General features: G+C 70.9%; 14 protein-coding genes. 9 read left to right on the top strand and 5 right to left on the bottom strand.

Annotation, left to right across the window (positions count from 1 at the left end; all coding sequences use genetic code 11):
• Positions 1-39 precede the first annotated feature (39 nt).
• Positions 40-243, bottom strand: a complete 204-nt coding sequence (locus VGR06_RS12920) for a hypothetical protein (protein ID WP_327559282.1) — start codon at positions 241-243, stop codon at positions 40-42.
• Between the two features lie 274 nt (positions 244-517).
• On the opposite strand from VGR06_RS12920, the gene VGR06_RS12915 reads away from it, so the two are divergent.
• The 4 genes from VGR06_RS12915 to VGR06_RS12900 all read left to right on the top strand — a co-directional run bounded on the left by VGR06_RS12915 (position 518) and on the right by VGR06_RS12900 (position 4436).
• Complete coding sequence (locus VGR06_RS12915) at positions 518-1753, top strand: NAD(P)/FAD-dependent oxidoreductase (protein ID WP_327559281.1); 1236 nt, start codon at positions 518-520, stop codon at positions 1751-1753.
• 85 nt (positions 1754-1838) lie between these two features.
• Entirely contained in the window at positions 1839-2846 is a 1008-nt protein-coding gene (locus VGR06_RS12910) for a tetratricopeptide repeat protein (protein WP_327559280.1), read from the top strand.
• Between the two features lie 37 nt (positions 2847-2883).
• A complete protein-coding gene (locus VGR06_RS12905) occupies positions 2884-3276 on the top strand; it encodes a hypothetical protein (protein ID WP_327559279.1) in 393 nt (130 codons plus the stop codon).
• Positions 3273-4436 carry a lactate 2-monooxygenase gene (locus VGR06_RS12900; RefSeq protein ID WP_327559278.1) on the top strand — a complete coding sequence of 388 codons (1164 nt, stop codon included), beginning with the start codon at positions 3273-3275 and terminating at the stop codon, positions 4434-4436. The genes VGR06_RS12905 and VGR06_RS12900 overlap by 4 nt, the downstream gene beginning before the upstream one ends.
• Here VGR06_RS12900 and VGR06_RS12895 read toward each other — a convergent pair whose 3' ends face one another.
• Positions 4437-6059, bottom strand: a complete 1623-nt coding sequence (locus tag VGR06_RS12895) for a bifunctional 3'-5' exonuclease/DNA polymerase (RefSeq protein WP_414637240.1) — start codon at positions 6057-6059, stop codon at positions 4437-4439. It lies immediately after the preceding gene.
• A gap of 241 nt (positions 6060-6300) precedes the next feature.
• On the opposite strand from VGR06_RS12895, the gene VGR06_RS12890 reads away from it, so the two are divergent.
• The 3 genes from VGR06_RS12890 to VGR06_RS12880 all read left to right on the top strand — a co-directional run bounded on the left by VGR06_RS12890 (position 6301) and on the right by VGR06_RS12880 (position 9137).
• The gene (locus tag VGR06_RS12890) at positions 6301-7935 is read left to right on the top strand and encodes an acyl-CoA synthetase (RefSeq protein ID WP_327559277.1); all 1635 of its coding nucleotides are present in this window, start codon (positions 6301-6303) and stop codon (positions 7933-7935) included.
• A 184-nt stretch (positions 7936-8119) separates the two neighbouring features.
• Positions 8120-8680 carry a GNAT family N-acetyltransferase gene (locus VGR06_RS12885; protein WP_327559276.1) on the top strand — a complete coding sequence of 187 codons (561 nt, stop codon included), beginning with the start codon at positions 8120-8122 and terminating at the stop codon, positions 8678-8680.
• Between the two features lie 46 nt (positions 8681-8726).
• Positions 8727-9137, top strand: a complete 411-nt coding sequence (locus tag VGR06_RS12880) for a PPOX class F420-dependent oxidoreductase (protein WP_327559275.1) — start codon at positions 8727-8729, stop codon at positions 9135-9137.
• Positions 9138-9162: 25 nt separating this feature from the next.
• On the opposite strand, the gene VGR06_RS12875 is transcribed toward VGR06_RS12880, so the two are convergent.
• The gene (locus tag VGR06_RS12875) at positions 9163-10095 is read right to left on the bottom strand and encodes a prenyltransferase/squalene oxidase repeat-containing protein (protein ID WP_327559274.1); all 933 of its coding nucleotides are present in this window, start codon (positions 10093-10095) and stop codon (positions 9163-9165) included.
• A 218-nt stretch (positions 10096-10313) separates the two neighbouring features.
• Between VGR06_RS12875 and VGR06_RS12870 the strand changes: the two genes are divergently transcribed.
• Together VGR06_RS12870 and VGR06_RS12865 are read left to right on the top strand one after the other, a co-directional pair.
• Positions 10314-11894, top strand: a complete 1581-nt coding sequence (locus VGR06_RS12870) for a carbamoyltransferase family protein (RefSeq protein WP_327559273.1) — start codon at positions 10314-10316, stop codon at positions 11892-11894.
• 24 nt (positions 11895-11918) lie between these two features.
• Complete coding sequence (locus VGR06_RS12865) at positions 11919-12791, top strand: carbon-nitrogen hydrolase family protein (RefSeq protein WP_327559272.1); 873 nt, start codon at positions 11919-11921, stop codon at positions 12789-12791.
• On the opposite strand, the gene VGR06_RS12860 is transcribed toward VGR06_RS12865, so the two are convergent.
• Entirely contained in the window at positions 12749-13801 is a 1053-nt protein-coding gene (locus VGR06_RS12860) for an LLM class flavin-dependent oxidoreductase (RefSeq protein ID WP_327559271.1), read from the bottom strand. The genes VGR06_RS12865 and VGR06_RS12860 overlap by 43 nt on opposite strands.
• A complete protein-coding gene (locus VGR06_RS12855) occupies positions 13801-14715 on the bottom strand; it encodes a hypothetical protein (protein ID WP_327559270.1) in 915 nt (304 codons plus the stop codon). The genes VGR06_RS12860 and VGR06_RS12855 overlap by 1 nt, the downstream gene beginning before the upstream one ends.
• Between the last annotated feature and the right edge of the window lie 4 nt (positions 14716-14719).

The following is a 14719-nucleotide window of genomic DNA, read 5'->3' as shown; positions in this document are numbered from 1 at the left end:
AGCCGGGGACTCGCGGTCCTGAAGTGGGGACTCGCCGGGTTAGTGATCAGTGTTGAGGGAGGCGTCGACGACGGCGTCGCGTAAGGCCGCGCGCAGGCGGCCGACGTCGAGCGGGGAGAGGATCGCGGTCTCGCCGGGCGGGGCCACGAGCACGACCTGGCCTTTTCTGGCGATCACCTGCAGGTCGCGCCGCCGCCCCGCGATATCGCGGCACGTGATCCACCACTCCCTGTGGCTGCTCACGCCGTCACCTCGCAAGCTCGGTGATGGTGGACCCCGTCTCCTCGCAAGCTCGGCGACGGGGCAGTGCCCAATCGTTCGCTCGCAGGCTCGCTCACCGCGACCACCCTTCACGACCTGAACTACTTGGCACCCTGCCACCTACTGACGAGGAAACGAGTGCACCCTCGGACCGTGACGGCGAAGTGAACGGCTTTTCGGATCCGTTTCCAGCACGTCATCTGCGGGGGTACTAGCGTTGGGATCTCGTTCGAATCGCCGCACGGAAGGCTGGAGCATGGCCGAGCCACAGCGCATCGTCATCGTCGGATCCGGGCTGGCCGGGGCCTCGGCGGCCGGCGCGCTCCGAACTTCGGGTTTCTCCGGCGAGGTCACGCTGATCGGCCAGGAGCCGCACCGCCCGTACGAGCTGCCCCCGCTCTCCAAGGGGATCCTGCTCGGCGACACCGACACCCCGGACTGGGTGCACGACGAGGACTTCTACGCCAAGCACGACATCCAAGTGGCGTCACGGACCGAGGCGCGCGAGGTCCTCCTCGGCGACCGGGTCGTGGTCGACGACACCGGCACCCGGCACCCCTTCGACCGGCTGCTGCTGGCCACCGGCTCCCGGCCGCGCATGCCCAGCCTCCCCGGCGCCGACCTGGCGGGCATCCGCACCCTGCGCACCCTCGACGACTCCCTGGCGCTGCGGGAGACGCTCACCGCCGGCACCCGCGTGGTGATCATCGGCGGCGGCTGGATCGGCTGCGAGGTGGCCGCGGCCGCCCGCAAGCACGAGGCCGAGGTGACCATCGTGGAGCGCCTTCCCCTGCCGCTGCACCCGATCCTCGGCGACACGGTGGCCGCGGTGTTCCGCGACCTGCACGCCCAGCAGGGGGTGACCTGGAAGCTTGGCGTCGGGCTGGCCGAGTTCACCGGCGACGGCGGCCGGGTCACCGGCGTCCGGCTCGACGACGGCACGCAACTCCCGGCGGACGTGGTCATCGTGGCCATCGGCGCGGTGCCCCGGGTGGAGCTGGCCCACGCCGCCGGCCTGGAGCTGTCCGACTCGGTACCCGGCGGCGGCGTGGACACCGACGCGGCCCTGCGCACCTCGGCGCCCGGCGTGTTCGCCGCCGGGGACATCGCCGCGCACTTCCATCCGCGGTACGAGCGGCGGCTGCGGGTGGAGCACTGGGCCAACGCCAAGGACCAGGGCGCCCACGTGGCCGGGAACCTGCTGGGCGGCGCCGAGCCGTACACCGCCAGCCCGTTCTTCTTCTCCGACCAGTACGACCTCGGCATGGAGGTGCGCGGCCTGGCCAACCCGTTCCGCGACGACCTGGTGGTCCGCGGCGACCTGGCGGCCCGCGAGTTCATCGCGTTCTGGTTGCGCGACGGCGCGGTGCACGCCGCCGTGAACGTGAACATGTGGGACGACGGCGACGCGCTGCAGTCCTTGGTGGACAACCAGACCAAGGCCGACGCCAAGCAGCTCCAGGACGCCGATCTGGCGAGCCTGGCCGGCTGAAAACAACAGCGCGCCTGCTCGCGCTTCGCACCGTCCAGGTGGCACACTGTTGCCTTTCCGGCGCAGGGCGGGCGCGGGAGGGGTAATGGCCGAGCAGCTGGAGGCCGTGCTGGTGCGCGCGGCACAACTCACCACGTCCGGCCGCCCGCGTGCGGCCATCGAGCTGCTGCGACCGATGCTGACGGCGCACCCGGAGCACGCCGCGGCCTGGTGCCGGCTGTCCGTCGCCTGCCTCGACGCCGGCGCGCTCGACGAGGCGCTGGACGCGGCCAAGCGGGCGATCATGCTGGGCGAGCGGTCGTGGGCGCACCGGCTGGCCAGCCTCGCGCTGGTGGAGCTCGAACGGTATCCCGAGGCGGTGGCCAGCGCCCGCGAGGCGGCCCGCCGGGAGCCGATGGACTGGCGCTGCCACGTGACGCTGGCCGAGGCACTGGGCCCCACGGCGCCCGGCGGCGCGGTGGTGGCCGCCCGGCGTGCGGTGCACCTGGCGCCGAACGAGGTGCGCCCGCACGAGGTGCTCGGCGACGCGGCCGCGCGGACCGGTGACGTGCCGATGGCCCGGCGGGCGTACCGGGACGCGCTGCGGCTCGACCCCGGCAACGGGCACGTCCAGGCCGGCCTCGCCCGGCTCAGCGAGCGCCCGGCGCCGGTCGCGGAGCAGCCGGTGCGCCGGCCGGTCCGGTTCGGGCGGGTGCAGCGGGTCGCCGTGTGGCTGCTGGTGCGCCGGGTCGCGATGTGGCTCGCGGTCGGGTCGTTCCTGCTGCTGGTCGCCGGGCTGCCGCGGCCGAGCCCGCTGCTGGGCTGGCTCGGTCTGGGCCTGCTGCTGTTCGTGCCGGGCGTGGCGGCGCACGGCTGGCTCCGGCTGCCGGCCGGGTCCCGGGTGGGCCTCGGGGTGCTGCGCCGGGTCGAGCCGCTGGCGCCGATCGCGGTGGTGTCGCTGTGCGTGTCGATGCTCCTGCTGCTCGTGTGGACGGGCGCGCTTGTGTTGGGGGCACAGGGAATGGGCCTGCTGGGCGGGGTGCTGGCCGGCGCGCTGGGACCGGCCGCGCTCGGTTGGGTGTGTCTGTGGCGATTGATGTCCCACACTCGCTAGGGTGCGTCGTCACCATGACCGGGGAGAGGGGCATTGCATGTTGCGGTTCGGGGTGTTCTTAGCCGTCATCGGGTTCGGGTCGTCGGTGCTGCATTTCACCGACGTGCAGTTCCGGCTCGTCATGTGGGCCGAGGAGGGGCAGCCCGCGCTGGGTCTGGGCATCGGCGCGGTGGGCGTGCTGATCGCGGTGCTCCCGGCGGTGCTGCGCCGGCGCCCGCAGGAGCAGCAGCAGCCACAGCAGCCGCCGCGGCAGCAGGTGTACGCGGCGCCGACCCAGCCGTTCCCGCAGCCGCCCCGGCAGCCGTTCGTCCAGGCGCAGACGCCGTACCCGCCGCAGATGCCCCGGCGCGGCCCGGTGCCGCAGTTCCCGCCGCGACCGCCGGCGCAGTACGGCCCGCCGGCCGGCCACGCCGCCCCCCGCGACCGATGAGCAGCCCGTTCGGCGCCTACCAGAGCGAGATCTACCTGCGGGGTCTGGCCGGCCAGGTCCCGGCGTTCACCACGGACACCGCGAGGCTGGAGGACGCGGCGCGCGGCCGGATGGAGCCGGGACCGTTCGGTTACGTGGCCGGCGGCGCCGGGTCGGGGGCCACGGTGCGGGCCAACCGGGAGGCGTTCGACCGCTGGCGGCTCATGCCCCGGATGCTGACCGGCGCCACCGACCGGGAGCTCGGCACGACCGTGCTCGGCACCGCGATGCCGGCCCCGGTGCTGCTCGCACCCGTTGGCGCGCAGTCGATTCTGCACCCCGACGGCGAGCTGGCGACGGCGCGGGCGGCCGCGGCGCTCGGCCTGACCATGGTCCTCTCGACGGCCGCGTCGAACACCATCGAGGATGTCGCGGCGGCGGGCGCGGACGGTTCCCGGTGGTTCCAGCTCTACTGGCCCAACGACGACGACGTCACGATCAGCCTGCTGCAGCGGGCGAAGTCGGCCGGCTTCACCGTGCTGGTGGTCACCCTGGACACCTGGACGCTGGCCTGGCGCCCGGCCGACCTGGACCACTCCTACCTGCCGTTCCTCCGCGGCATCGGCACCGCGATCCCGTTCTCCGACCCGGCTTTCCTTGCCGGCCTTGAGAAAACTCCGGAGGAGGACCCGCAGTCGGCCATCCTGCGCTGGGTTCCCATGTTCACCGGCACCGACAAGCGCTGGGACCGACTCCCGTTCCTCCGCGAGCACTGGTCCGGTCCGATCGTCCTCAAAGGAATCCAGCACGCCCGCGACGCCCGCCGCGCGGTTGACTCCGGCGTCGACGGGATCATCGTCTCCAACCACGGCGGTCGCCAGGTCGACGGCGCGGTCGGCGCCCTCGACGTCCTCCCCGAGATCGCCGCCGCCGTGGGCGACCGCCTGACGGTCCTGTTCGACTCCGGCATCCGCACCGGCGCCGACGTCGTGAAGGCGCTTTCCCTGGGCGCCAAGGCCGTTCTCGTCGGCCGCCCCTACGCCTACGGCCTGGCCATGGACGGCGAAAGCGGCGTCCGCCACGCCCTGCGCAGCATCCTGGCCGACTTCGACCTGACCATGGGCCTGTCCGGCCACCGCACCCTCGCCGATCTCTCCCCGGACACCCTGCGCCGGACGTGATCACTTCGCGTCGGCGTAGCAGTCGACAATGTTGGCCTGTAACGGGAATCGGACGGGTGTGGCGCCGAACACGAGCCGGGTCGCCTCCTGTGCCGCACTGTCTACTTCGGACGCGACCAGTTCGGCCAGGTCAACTGGGCAGTGGACGAGGACCTCGTCGTGCTGGAAGAAGACGATCTGGGCGTCGGTGGGCAGGAGGCGGCGGCGCAGGGCGGCCAGCACCGTCAGGGCCCAGTCGGCGGCGCTGGCCTGGACGACGAAGTTGCGGGTGAAGCGGCCCCAGTTGCGGGCGGCCTGGCGGGAGCGGGTTTCGGTGGCTTCGTCGGGGGAGCCGATGAGGGCACGCCAGGAGGCGCTCGGTGGCGGGCTGGTGCGGCCGAGGCGGGAGCGGACCACCTCGCCGGCCTCGCCGGCGCGGGCGGCGCGCTCGACGTAGTCGACGGCGGCCGGGAAACGCTTGCGCAGCACGGCGAGCAGCGGGCCGGCGCCGCCGGCGGTGCCGCCGTACATGGCGGAGAGCATGGCGGTCTTGGCCCGGGCGCGGTCGCCGTCGAAGGCGTCGGCGGCGAGGCTGGTGTAGAGGTCGGACGAGGCGGAGACCTCGGCGAACCGGTGGTCGCCGGCGAGCGCGGCGAGGACCCGGGGCTCGAGCTGGGCGGCGTCGGCGACCACGAGAGACCAGCCGGGGTCGGCGCGGACGGCGGTGCGCAGCGCCTTCGGCAGCTGCAGGGCGGCGCCGCCGCGGGTGGCCCAGCGGCCGGACACCACGCCGCCGACGACGTAGTCCGGGCGGAACCGGCCGCCGTGCACCCAGGCGTCCAGCCAGGTCCAGCCGGTCGCCACCCACAGCCGGGCCAGCTCCTTGTACTGCAGCAGCGGCGCCACGGCGGGGTGGTCGACCTCGCGCAGCACCCAGGCCCGGCTGGACGGCACCTCGATGCCGGCCCGCTTGAACGCCTTCACGACGCTGCCCGGCGCGTCCGGGTTGACCGGGTACCCGCCGAACGCCGCGGTGATCTCCTCGGCCAGTTCGACCAGCCGGGCGGGACGGCCCCCGGCCGACGGGCGCGGGCCGAGCAGCTCGACCAGCAGCGCGTCGTGCACGTCGGCGCGCCACGGCAGGCCGTGGTGGGTCATCTCGGCGGCGGCCAGTGCACCGGCCGACTCGGCGGCGACCAGCAGCCGCAGCCGGTCCGGGTGCGGGTCGGCCGCGATCCGGCGCTGCTGGTCGGCGTACACCTCGGCGGCCGCGTCCAGACCCCCGGCCGGCACCGTGCCCCGGTCGACCTCGAACAGCGCGAGCGTCTCGCCGCGCCCGGGCGGCGGCGGATCGGGCGGCTCGGGCAGCCCGCGCGGCCGGGCCCAGGCCGCCGCCAGGTTCCGCGGCCGTCCGCCGTCTCCTGCGCAGGCCAGCAGGATGCCCTCGGTCAGCGCCAGGTCGTGGCACCGTCCCAACCGGACACCGGCGCGCAGCAGCGCCGGGTAGAGCTCCTCGGCCGCCGGCAGGATCCAGCGCGGTGCGTGCGCCCGCTCCAGCTCGGCCATGGTCGCGGCGAGGTGTGGCACCCGCCCGTCCAGCCCGGCGCCGCGCACCAGCCCCGCGCCGCCCGGCTCCGGCACCACCGTGACCTCGCCGATCTCCACGCACGCATTCTCCGCGACACCACTGACAGTTGACCGCGACGCGGGTCCGGCACGAATTTCCTGGGCCCTCTCCTCTCCGCGGACTGTTCGTTCGAACGAACAGTCCACGGAGAGGAGAAGGCCCCTGGAAACCGGGGGTCGTGCCGAGCCCGGCTCCGGTTGACGATCTCGGCGAGCCTGAGGCACGGTGCAACAAAAGGACGGAGGCGATGTGGTGTCGATGTCGACCTATCTCGAGCAGGCCAAGGAGCTGGCCGGACGGGTGCCGACGGCGGTGCGGAGCCTCGACGTGCTGAGAAGGTCCGGGCTGCTGCACCTGTCGCGGCCGGACCTTGTGCTGCGCGGGCTGGTCGCGGTCCGGCAGACGGGACCCATCGCCGGCGCGGTGCGCAACGCCGCGGCCCGGGACCACCGCGCGGTGGGGCTGGTGGACGAGCTCGGCCCGCTCACCTTCCAGCAGCTCGACCTGCGGTCCAACGCGCTGGCCCGGGCCCTGGCCGCCAAGGGGATCGGGGTGGGCTCGACGATCGGGCTGCTCGCCCGGGACCACCGGGGCGCGGTCGACACCATGATCGCCGCCGGCAAGCTCGGTGCCCGGCTGCTGCTGATGAACACCGGGTTCGCCAGGCCGCAACTCGTGGACGTCGCCCAGCGGGAGGGCGTCTCGGCGTTCATCCACGACGAGGAGTTCACCGAGCTCGCCACGGCGCTGCCCGGCGACCTGCCGCGGTTCCTGGCCTGGGTGGACTCCGGGCCGCCGGCCACCACCTCGCTCGAGGAGCTGATCGCCAGCACCGGCGATCGCCCGGTGCCGGCGCCTGGCGAGTCCGGCGGCCTGGTGCTGCTCACCTCGGGCACCACCGGGACCCCGAAGGGCGCGCAGCGCAAGGTGAGCAACCCGCTCATCGCCGCCCAGTTCCTGGACCGGATCCCGTTGCGCGCCAATGAGTGCACCATGATGGCCGCGCCGCTGTTCCACGGCACCGGGCTGTCCCAGTTCATCGTGTCGTTCGGGCTGGGCTGCACGGTGGTGCTGCGCCGCTGGTTCGACGCGGAGGCGACGCTGGCCGCGGTGGCGGACAACCGCGCCACCGCGCTGGTGCTGGTGCCGACCATGCTGCAGCGCATCCTCGACCTGGGGCCGGTCGTGCTGGCCCGGTACGACACGTCGTCGCTGCGCATCATCTTCTCCGCCGGCTCGGCGCTGTCCCCGGAGCTCGGCAACCGGGCGGTCCGCGCGTTCGGCGACGTGGTCTACAACCTGTACGGCTCCACCGAGGTGGCGGTGGCGACGGTGGCCACGCCGGAGGACTGGCGGGCCGCGCCGGGCACGGTCGGCCGGCCGCCGGTCGGCTGCCGGGTGGCGCTCTACGACGAGTCGGACCGCCGGGTCACCGAGCCGAACGCGCTGGGCCGGGTTTTCGTCGGCAGCGGGCTGAGCTTCGAGGGTTACACCGACGGGCGGCACAAGAAGATCATCGACGGGCTGCTGTCCAGCGGCGACGTGGGGCATTTCGACGAGGGCGGGCGGCTGTTCATCGACGGCCGGGATGACGACATGATCGTCTCCGGTGGGGAGAACGTGTTCCCCGGTGAGATCGAGAACCTGCTCGCCGAGCACGAGGCCGTGGTCGAAGCCGCGGTCGTCGGCGTCCCCGACGACGAGTTCGGCCAGCGGCTGTGCGCCTTCGTGGTCCTCCACGAAAAGTCCACGGTGGACGAATCCGAGCTGAAGTCCTACGTCCGGGCCAACCTCGCCCGGTTCAAGGTTCCGCGCGAGGTGGTGTTCCTGGCCGAGTTGCCCCGCAACGCCACCGGCAAGCTCCTCCGCAACAAGCTGATCGAACTCAGTTGAGCGTTGGTGGGAACACGTCATCTCACCATGACGATGGAGCGGCTTCAGCGTGGCAGCGGCGCGATGGAATCGTATTGCGTAGCGCGCTCTCGACTCTGGACACGGTGTCGCCAAGCGAGCGCCGCCAGCCGGGCTATCAGCAGGCGTGGGAACTTGTTACCCCTGCCGGGAAGGATAGGCAGTGATGCCGGCGAGAACGGCCTTTCGTCGTTATGATTCAGCATCGGCCGAGAATGTCCTTGCCGTCATCGTTGGACCTTTGTATGAGGCCAGCCATGGCGATGTCATCGCTAATCCGTTCTACTCGGCGGAGAGGTTCATCGAGCGCGTGCGTGGCTACTTGGTTGCACCGGGTTTCGCCTTGGTGGTGGCCTACATCGGGGACGTTCCTGTCGGGCAGGCGTTCGGCTATGCCCTCCCGCCGAACGCCCGGTGGTGGCAAGGCCTCACTACTCCGGTGCCAGAGGGATTCATCGAAGAGACCGGGACACGGACGTTCGCCCTCAATGAGCTGATGGTTGTGCCCGATTGGCAGGGAAAAGGCGTAGCACACGCCCTGCCCGACGAACTGCTCGGCAGCCGTCGGGAAGAGCGAGCCACGCTTCTGGTCCGGGAGGACAATGCGGCCGCTCAAACAGCGTATACGCGGTGGGGATGGCAGAAGGTCGGCAAGCTCCAGCCTTATGCCGATTCACCACATTTCGACGCGATGGTCTTGTATCTCGACACGGGCAGCGCTCGTTGATGTCGCAACAAGCCGATGGCGCCAGCCGAGCGCTAGGGTTGGCGGCATGGATCTTGACAAGGCGCGGGACTTCCTGCGCGCCAACCACCGTGCCGTGCTGGCCACCCTGCGATCCAATGGGACGCCGCAGCTCTCGCCGGTGACGCTGGGGATCGACGGCGAGGGTTACGCGGTGATCTCCACCCGGGAGACCGCGTACAAGGTGAAGAACCTGCGACGCGACCCGCGGGCCTGGGTGTGCGCGCTCAACGACCAGTTCTTCGGCCAGTGGATCCAGGCCGAGGGGCCGGTGGAGATCGTCTCGCTGCCCGACGCGATGGACGGGCTGGTGGACTACTACCGGTCGATCTCCGGCGAGCACCCGGACTGGGACGACTACCGCGCGGCGATGGTGCGGGACCAGCGCTGCCTGATCCGGATCCGGATCGACCGCGCCGGCCCCGACCGCCAGGGGTGAGCCCGGCTCATCATCGGCAAGGGGTTCAGCAGCGGGTGAGACCGGCGGCCGGGCCGGCCTGGAATGTGGCGAACGCGTTGTCCCCGGGGAAGGCGTCACTGAACCGGAACGCGCCACTCGGCTCCTGCAGCTGCAGCAGCCGCTCCACCGGGTCGATCCCGCCGACCTCCCAGCGGCGCAGGTTCTGCCCGGCGGCCAGCAGCGCCGGGATCACCAGGCCGGTGGAGTTCGCGTCGCTCGCGTTCCCGAACACCGTGGAGAAGGTGAACCCGCCCTCCGGGGCGAGCTGCGTACGCAGGTACCCCAGCGCCCGGGTGACCGGCGCGCCGGACCGGCCGTTCAGGATGAGCGCGATGATCGCGACCGCGGTGGTGTTGGTGTCGGTGTTCTGCGGCGGCAGGTAGGCGCTCCACCCGCCGTCGGCCTGCTGCTGGGCGAGCAGTGCCTGGATCGCGGCCGCCGGCACCCGCTGGCCGGCCGCGCGCAGGGCGATCAGCGCGTAGTGGTTGCCGGTGGGGTTGGCGTCGTAGAGCCCGGTGGCCGGGTCGAACGCGTTCCGCACCCGGGCCAGGTAGTCGAAACCGTTCGGCGCCACGGTGGAGCGCCGGGCGAGGATCAGCGCCAGCAGGAACTTCGCGGCCGTGCCGGTGCTGTCCAGGCTGCCGGTCTGCGTGTAGATCCAGTCGATCGCCGAGTTGCCGCCGGTGCGCACCCGTGACGGGTTCACGCCGGAGGCGACCAGCGCGTACACCGCGTCGGCGGTGGAGCTCTGCCCGATGCTCGGGAACGAGCCGTCGGGCCGCTGCTGGGTTCGGATGTAGCCGACCATCCGGTCGATCGCGGCGCCCGGGGTACAGGTAGGCAACCCTGCGGAAATGGCCGGGGCCGCGCTGGCGTCGGGGATCGGCACCGCGACGCCGGCCGCGAGGATCATGAGGACTACCAACAGTCTTCGCATCAGGAGTTCCTTGTGTTGGCGGCGAGAGAGAGCGACGTTACCCTCGATGAGCACGGTTCTGCAACTGGCGATCTGCAATTTGTAACGGCGGTCGGGAGCGAGCGATCTGGATTACTGACAGGCTCCTCCGACGTTACATGGCACGGAGAAAGATCATGTTTCGGGCGATTGTCGCGAGCCACGCGACAAGCTGGCATGACGGCGGTGTTGCCATTCTCATGTCACCCGGTGAGCTGCTGGCCCTCGCCTCCGAACGGGTCGGCGAACGGTACAAGCACAGCTGGAACTCCAAGCTCGCCTACGACTATCTCAAGGAACGGCTGCCCGGGCATGAGTTCGGCGGCGACGGGGACCATTTTGTTGATTCGGCCGGCGGCCTCGAGACAGATAACCACCACCTGTACCACGCGGCCAGTGCATTTTATGGGTCGGGCTTTACCGACGCCGCGATCCTCGTCGTTGACGGGCAGGGACCGGCCGGTGACCACCTTTCCACGACGACCATCTGGGACGGGCGGTGCGGAAGAATTAACCAGGTCGACGATCTGAACAGCGATCCCGGGCCATTCGCGGCACGCTCGATCGGCCATTTCTACACCGCGGTCACCGCACTGGCCGGCTTCGGTGAGCTTTTTGCTGAAGGAAAGGCGATGGCGCTGGCCGCATACGGCGGCCCGTCGCCGTACCTGGATCTCTTTCGGGAATACGTCCGTACGCGGCCGGACGGCGCGTTCGACGTCAACCCGTTGCTCACCCGCAGCATTCTGGGCCACACGCTCGGGCCGAAGTTCTACGGCTGGCCGGGGCCGTCCGCCGAGCAGGCCGCGGTCTGGCGGGAGCTCAACGCCCTCCGCCAGGCGCCGCCCGGGGCGTGCTGGCCGACTCAGGACGACATGGACATCGTGTTCGCGGGTCAGGCGGTGCTGGAGAACGTGTTGGTGGGTCTGGCCGGACGGGCGCGGGAGCGCACCGGAAGAACCCGGCTCTGCCTCGCCGGCGGGGTGGCGCTGAACTGCGTTGCGAACGAGCGGATCCGGCGGTCGGGGCTCTTCGACGAGGTGTTCGTGGTGCCCGCGCCGGGGGATGACGGGCAGGCGGTGGGCAAGCTCTACGCGCTGCTCGCAGCCCGGGGCATGGACTGCCCGCCGCTCGATTCGGTGTATCTCGGCCCCGACTACACCGAGCGTGAGATCGCGGATGCGATCCGCTGCCACGGTACTGACTTCACCACCGCCGGGCCGCAAGGTGCCGAGTTGCTGCCGCGACTGTGCGCCGGGATTCTCGCCCGGGGCAACGTGGTCGGCTGGTTCCAGGGCCGGTCGGAACTGGGCCCGCGAGCGCTGGGGCACCGGAGCATCCTGGCCGATCCGCGCCGGCTGCAGATGCGCGACCGGGTGAACCGGATCAAAGGTCGCGAGTGGTTCCGGCCGATCGCTCCGATCGTGCCCGTCGAGGTGGCGGCGGAGTACTTCGAGCTGACCGGGCCGTCACCGGTGATGGCGTTCGCGGTGGCGGTCCGCCCGAAGCGCGCATCCGCCATCCCGGCGGCGGTGCACGTCGACGGCACCGCACGGGTGCAGACGCTCGCCGCGGGGCAGGAACCACTGGTGCACCGGCTACTGCTCGAATTCGGCCGGCTCACCGACACGCCGGTCCTGCTCAACACCTCGTTCAACGGGCCGGACGAGCCCATTGTTGAAACACCGGTCGACGCGATACGCACCGCGGTGCGCCTCAATTTGAACTACCTGGTATTGGGAGATCATATCCTCGAACGCACGCCTCGATCAGTAATGTAGAACTGTCTGCTAGGATGGGCGCCGATGAAGAAACTGAGAGGTGACCAATCGGAAACCCTGTTCGAACTTGGGACAGGGCGTGAACCGGACTCGGTTATCGGTCACTACCATCAGAATTGGCCGGTCAACCCTCCGTTGCCACGCGCGCGCGGCGCAACCGTCGGTCTGCTCCAGTACGCCCCGCAACTACGCTCGGCGGACGGCAATGTCGGTTTCATCAGTGCGCACCTCGCCGGCGTGCGCGACGCGACCATCGTCCTCCCAGAGTTCTTCCTGGGCAGCTACACCCAGTTCGAGCGCGATGTCATGGATCGCACCGCGCTCGCCGGCCTGCTCCATCCCCTGCAGCTGCTCTCGCGGAGTAACCGGGTCAACCTGATCGGTAGCCTGCCCGTGCGCAAAGCCGATCATGCCGCGAACAATGTTGTCATCATCCAGAACGGCACCACGCGGTTCTCGGTGCAGGACAAGAGTCACCTATTCGGGAAGGAGGAAGGTAATTTCGCACCGGGTGGCTACCGCGGAATGACCCTGGTAGACGGGCTCAGCGTATCGATTCAGATCTGCATGGACATCGTCGATCCACTGCCGGTCCGCCATGCCGTGGCGAGTGGCGCACGCGTCGTGGCCGGCCCGTCCACGGTCAGCGTTGATTTCCTGCGCACGATTCACAAAGCCCGGGCCCTGGAGAATCAGGTGGTCAGCGTCTTCTGCAACCGCATCGGCGAGGACCTCGACGGCATCATCTATCTCGGCCGCAGCACACTGTTCTTCCCGGACGGCTCCGAACTCGCCGCGCCGAGGAGGGAGGAGCAGCTGCTCACCGCCACCGTCGACCTCGATCAGGTGGTCGGCTACCTGGAAAAGTTCGGCCGGTCCTCGGCCGGCCCGGGGTAGTGGGCGATGACGTCGCGGCCGAACCGGGCCATCTCGGTGTGCTGCGGGGAGAACTGCAGCAGCATCAGGTCGACGCCGGCGGCTTCGTAGTCGCGGATCCGCTCGGTGATCTGCTTGGGGGTGCCGACCAGCCCGGCGCGCAGCCCGCGGTTGGACACGCTGTACTCGCGCAGCGACACCTCGGACTCCAGGTGCGAGCCCTCGATGAAGTCGCGGTACGAGGCGTAGGCCTCCGGCGAGGAGCGCACGTCGAGGATGCGTTCCAGCTCGGCGTCCGCCTCCGACTCGGTGTCGCGGCAGATGACGTAGCCGGAGACGCCGAAGATCATGGGTGGGCGGCCGGCAGCGGCCCGGCGGGTGTTGAGGTCGGCCACCTTGGCGGCGATCACCTCGGGCGGGTCGCCGTGCATCACGTAGGCGTCGCCGTGGGTGGAGATGACCTCCTTGGCCTTGGGCGACTCGCCTCCCATGTAGACGGTGGGTACCCGGGACGGCTTGGGCTCAAGCACGGTTTCCTCGTACCGGTACAGGGAACCGTGGTGGGTCACGGTGTCCTCGGTGAGCAGCCGGCGCAGGGCGGTGAGCCACTCCTCGGTGCGGGCGTAGCGGGCGTCGTGCACGTCGAACGGGGCGCCGTACTGGCTGGCCTCGTCCTTCCACCACGAGGAGACCACGTTGAGGCTGAGCCGGCCGGGCGCGATGAGGTCCAGTGTGGACAGTGCCTTGGCGGTGGCCGCGGGGGAGTGGTAGTTCGGCCGCACCGCGAGCATCAGCTCCTGGGTGGCGGTGACCGCGGCCACGGCCGGGGCGAGGGTCCAGGCGTCCAGCGCCGGGGCCCGGTGTCCCTTGATGTCGTTGAGGTTCAGCTCGGCGATCAGGGTCAGGTCGAACCCGTGCCGCTCGCTGGCCGCGACCAGGTGCCGGATGTAGGGCCAGTCGACGCTCATGCTCTCGTCCGGCACGTTGCGCAGCCACCCGCCGAAGACCGGCATCCAGTATCCGAAGCGCATCACTGCTCCAGGAGTCGGCCGAGGAATTGGGCGATCATACGCGGGCCGGAGCGCGGTGCGGTGGCCTCGACGTCGGGGTTGTAGTTGGTGTTCGTGTTGACGTCGTAGGTGACCAGGCGCCCGTCCGCGGACTCGATGAACTCGAACCCGGCGATCTCGATGCCGTGCGCGGCGGCGAAGTCCAGGTACCGGCCGATCACCGGGTGGTCGAAGTCCTTGCGCAGCGCGAAAAGCGGCGGGTCGTCGTCGACCGCGCAGGCGTCGGCGGGGCAGAGCTCGAACCCGCCGCGCCCCACGTCGGCGGTGATCGCGTAGACGAGCTCGCCGCCGACCAGCTCGACCCGGGTGATGAACGGCTCGGCCGGCCGGACGTACTCCTGCAGCAGCGTGATCCCGTCGACCGGCGGCTGGTAGCCCGGTGACTCCAGGTACTCGGCGTACTCCTCGACGCTGTCGAAGCGCTTCACCCCGAGCCCCTTGCCGCCCTGGTTGTGCTTGCTCACGAACGGCGCCGGGAGCTTGCGGGCGGCGGCCAGCAGGTCGCCGGACCCGACCACGGCCAGCGTGTACGGCACGTCGAACCCGGCCGCCTCCAGCGCGGTGAGCTGGTCGATTTTGCTCACCTCCAGTTCGAGCACCCGCCGCCCGTTCACCACCCGGGCGCCGGAGGCCTCCAGCCAGGCCAGCACCGCCCGGGTGTGGTCCTTGGCGTGCACGTGCCCGCGGGTGTGGGCGGAGGCGCTCATCCGGGACCAGAACACGCCGGGCGGCGGCACCGCGTTCAGATCGAGCGTGCCGTCGCCGAGCAGCCACGGCTCGTGCGGCACCCCCTCGGCGTCGAACGCCGCGGCGAACGGCGGGTACCAGTCCGGGTTCTCATGCAGCACATACACCGTCGACGGCTGACGCCTCATGGTG

Origin of the sequence: Actinophytocola sp., assembly GCF_036002505.1 — a bacterium.
Lineage (GTDB): Bacteria > Actinomycetota > Actinomycetes > Mycobacteriales > Pseudonocardiaceae > DASYTH01.
This window is presented reverse-complemented; position numbering and strand designations above follow the sequence as displayed.

Coding starts and splice junctions, on each gene's coding strand:
- VGR06_RS12915 (WP_327559281.1), top strand. CDS start 518: ATGGCCGAGCCACAGCGCATCGTCATCGTCGGATCCGGGCTGGCCGGG.
- VGR06_RS12910 (WP_327559280.1), top strand. CDS start 1,839: ATGGCCGAGCAGCTGGAGGCCGTGCTGGTGCGCGCGGCACAACTCACC.
- VGR06_RS12905 (WP_327559279.1), top strand. CDS start 2,884: ATGTTGCGGTTCGGGGTGTTCTTAGCCGTCATCGGGTTCGGGTCGTCG.
- VGR06_RS12900 (WP_327559278.1), top strand. CDS start 3,273: ATGAGCAGCCCGTTCGGCGCCTACCAGAGCGAGATCTACCTGCGGGGT.
- VGR06_RS12890 (WP_327559277.1), top strand. CDS start 6,301: ATGTCGACCTATCTCGAGCAGGCCAAGGAGCTGGCCGGACGGGTGCCG.
- VGR06_RS12885 (WP_327559276.1), top strand. CDS start 8,120: ATGCCGGCGAGAACGGCCTTTCGTCGTTATGATTCAGCATCGGCCGAG.
- VGR06_RS12880 (WP_327559275.1), top strand. CDS start 8,727: ATGGATCTTGACAAGGCGCGGGACTTCCTGCGCGCCAACCACCGTGCC.
- VGR06_RS12875 (WP_327559274.1), bottom strand. CDS start 10,095: ATGCGAAGACTGTTGGTAGTCCTCATGATCCTCGCGGCCGGCGTCGCG.
- VGR06_RS12870 (WP_327559273.1), top strand. CDS start 10,314: ATGTCACCCGGTGAGCTGCTGGCCCTCGCCTCCGAACGGGTCGGCGAA.
- VGR06_RS12865 (WP_327559272.1), top strand. CDS start 11,919: ATGAAGAAACTGAGAGGTGACCAATCGGAAACCCTGTTCGAACTTGGG.
- VGR06_RS12860 (WP_327559271.1), bottom strand. CDS start 13,801: ATGCGCTTCGGATACTGGATGCCGGTCTTCGGCGGGTGGCTGCGCAAC.
- VGR06_RS12855 (WP_327559270.1), bottom strand. CDS start 14,715: ATGAGGCGTCAGCCGTCGACGGTGTATGTGCTGCATGAGAACCCGGAC.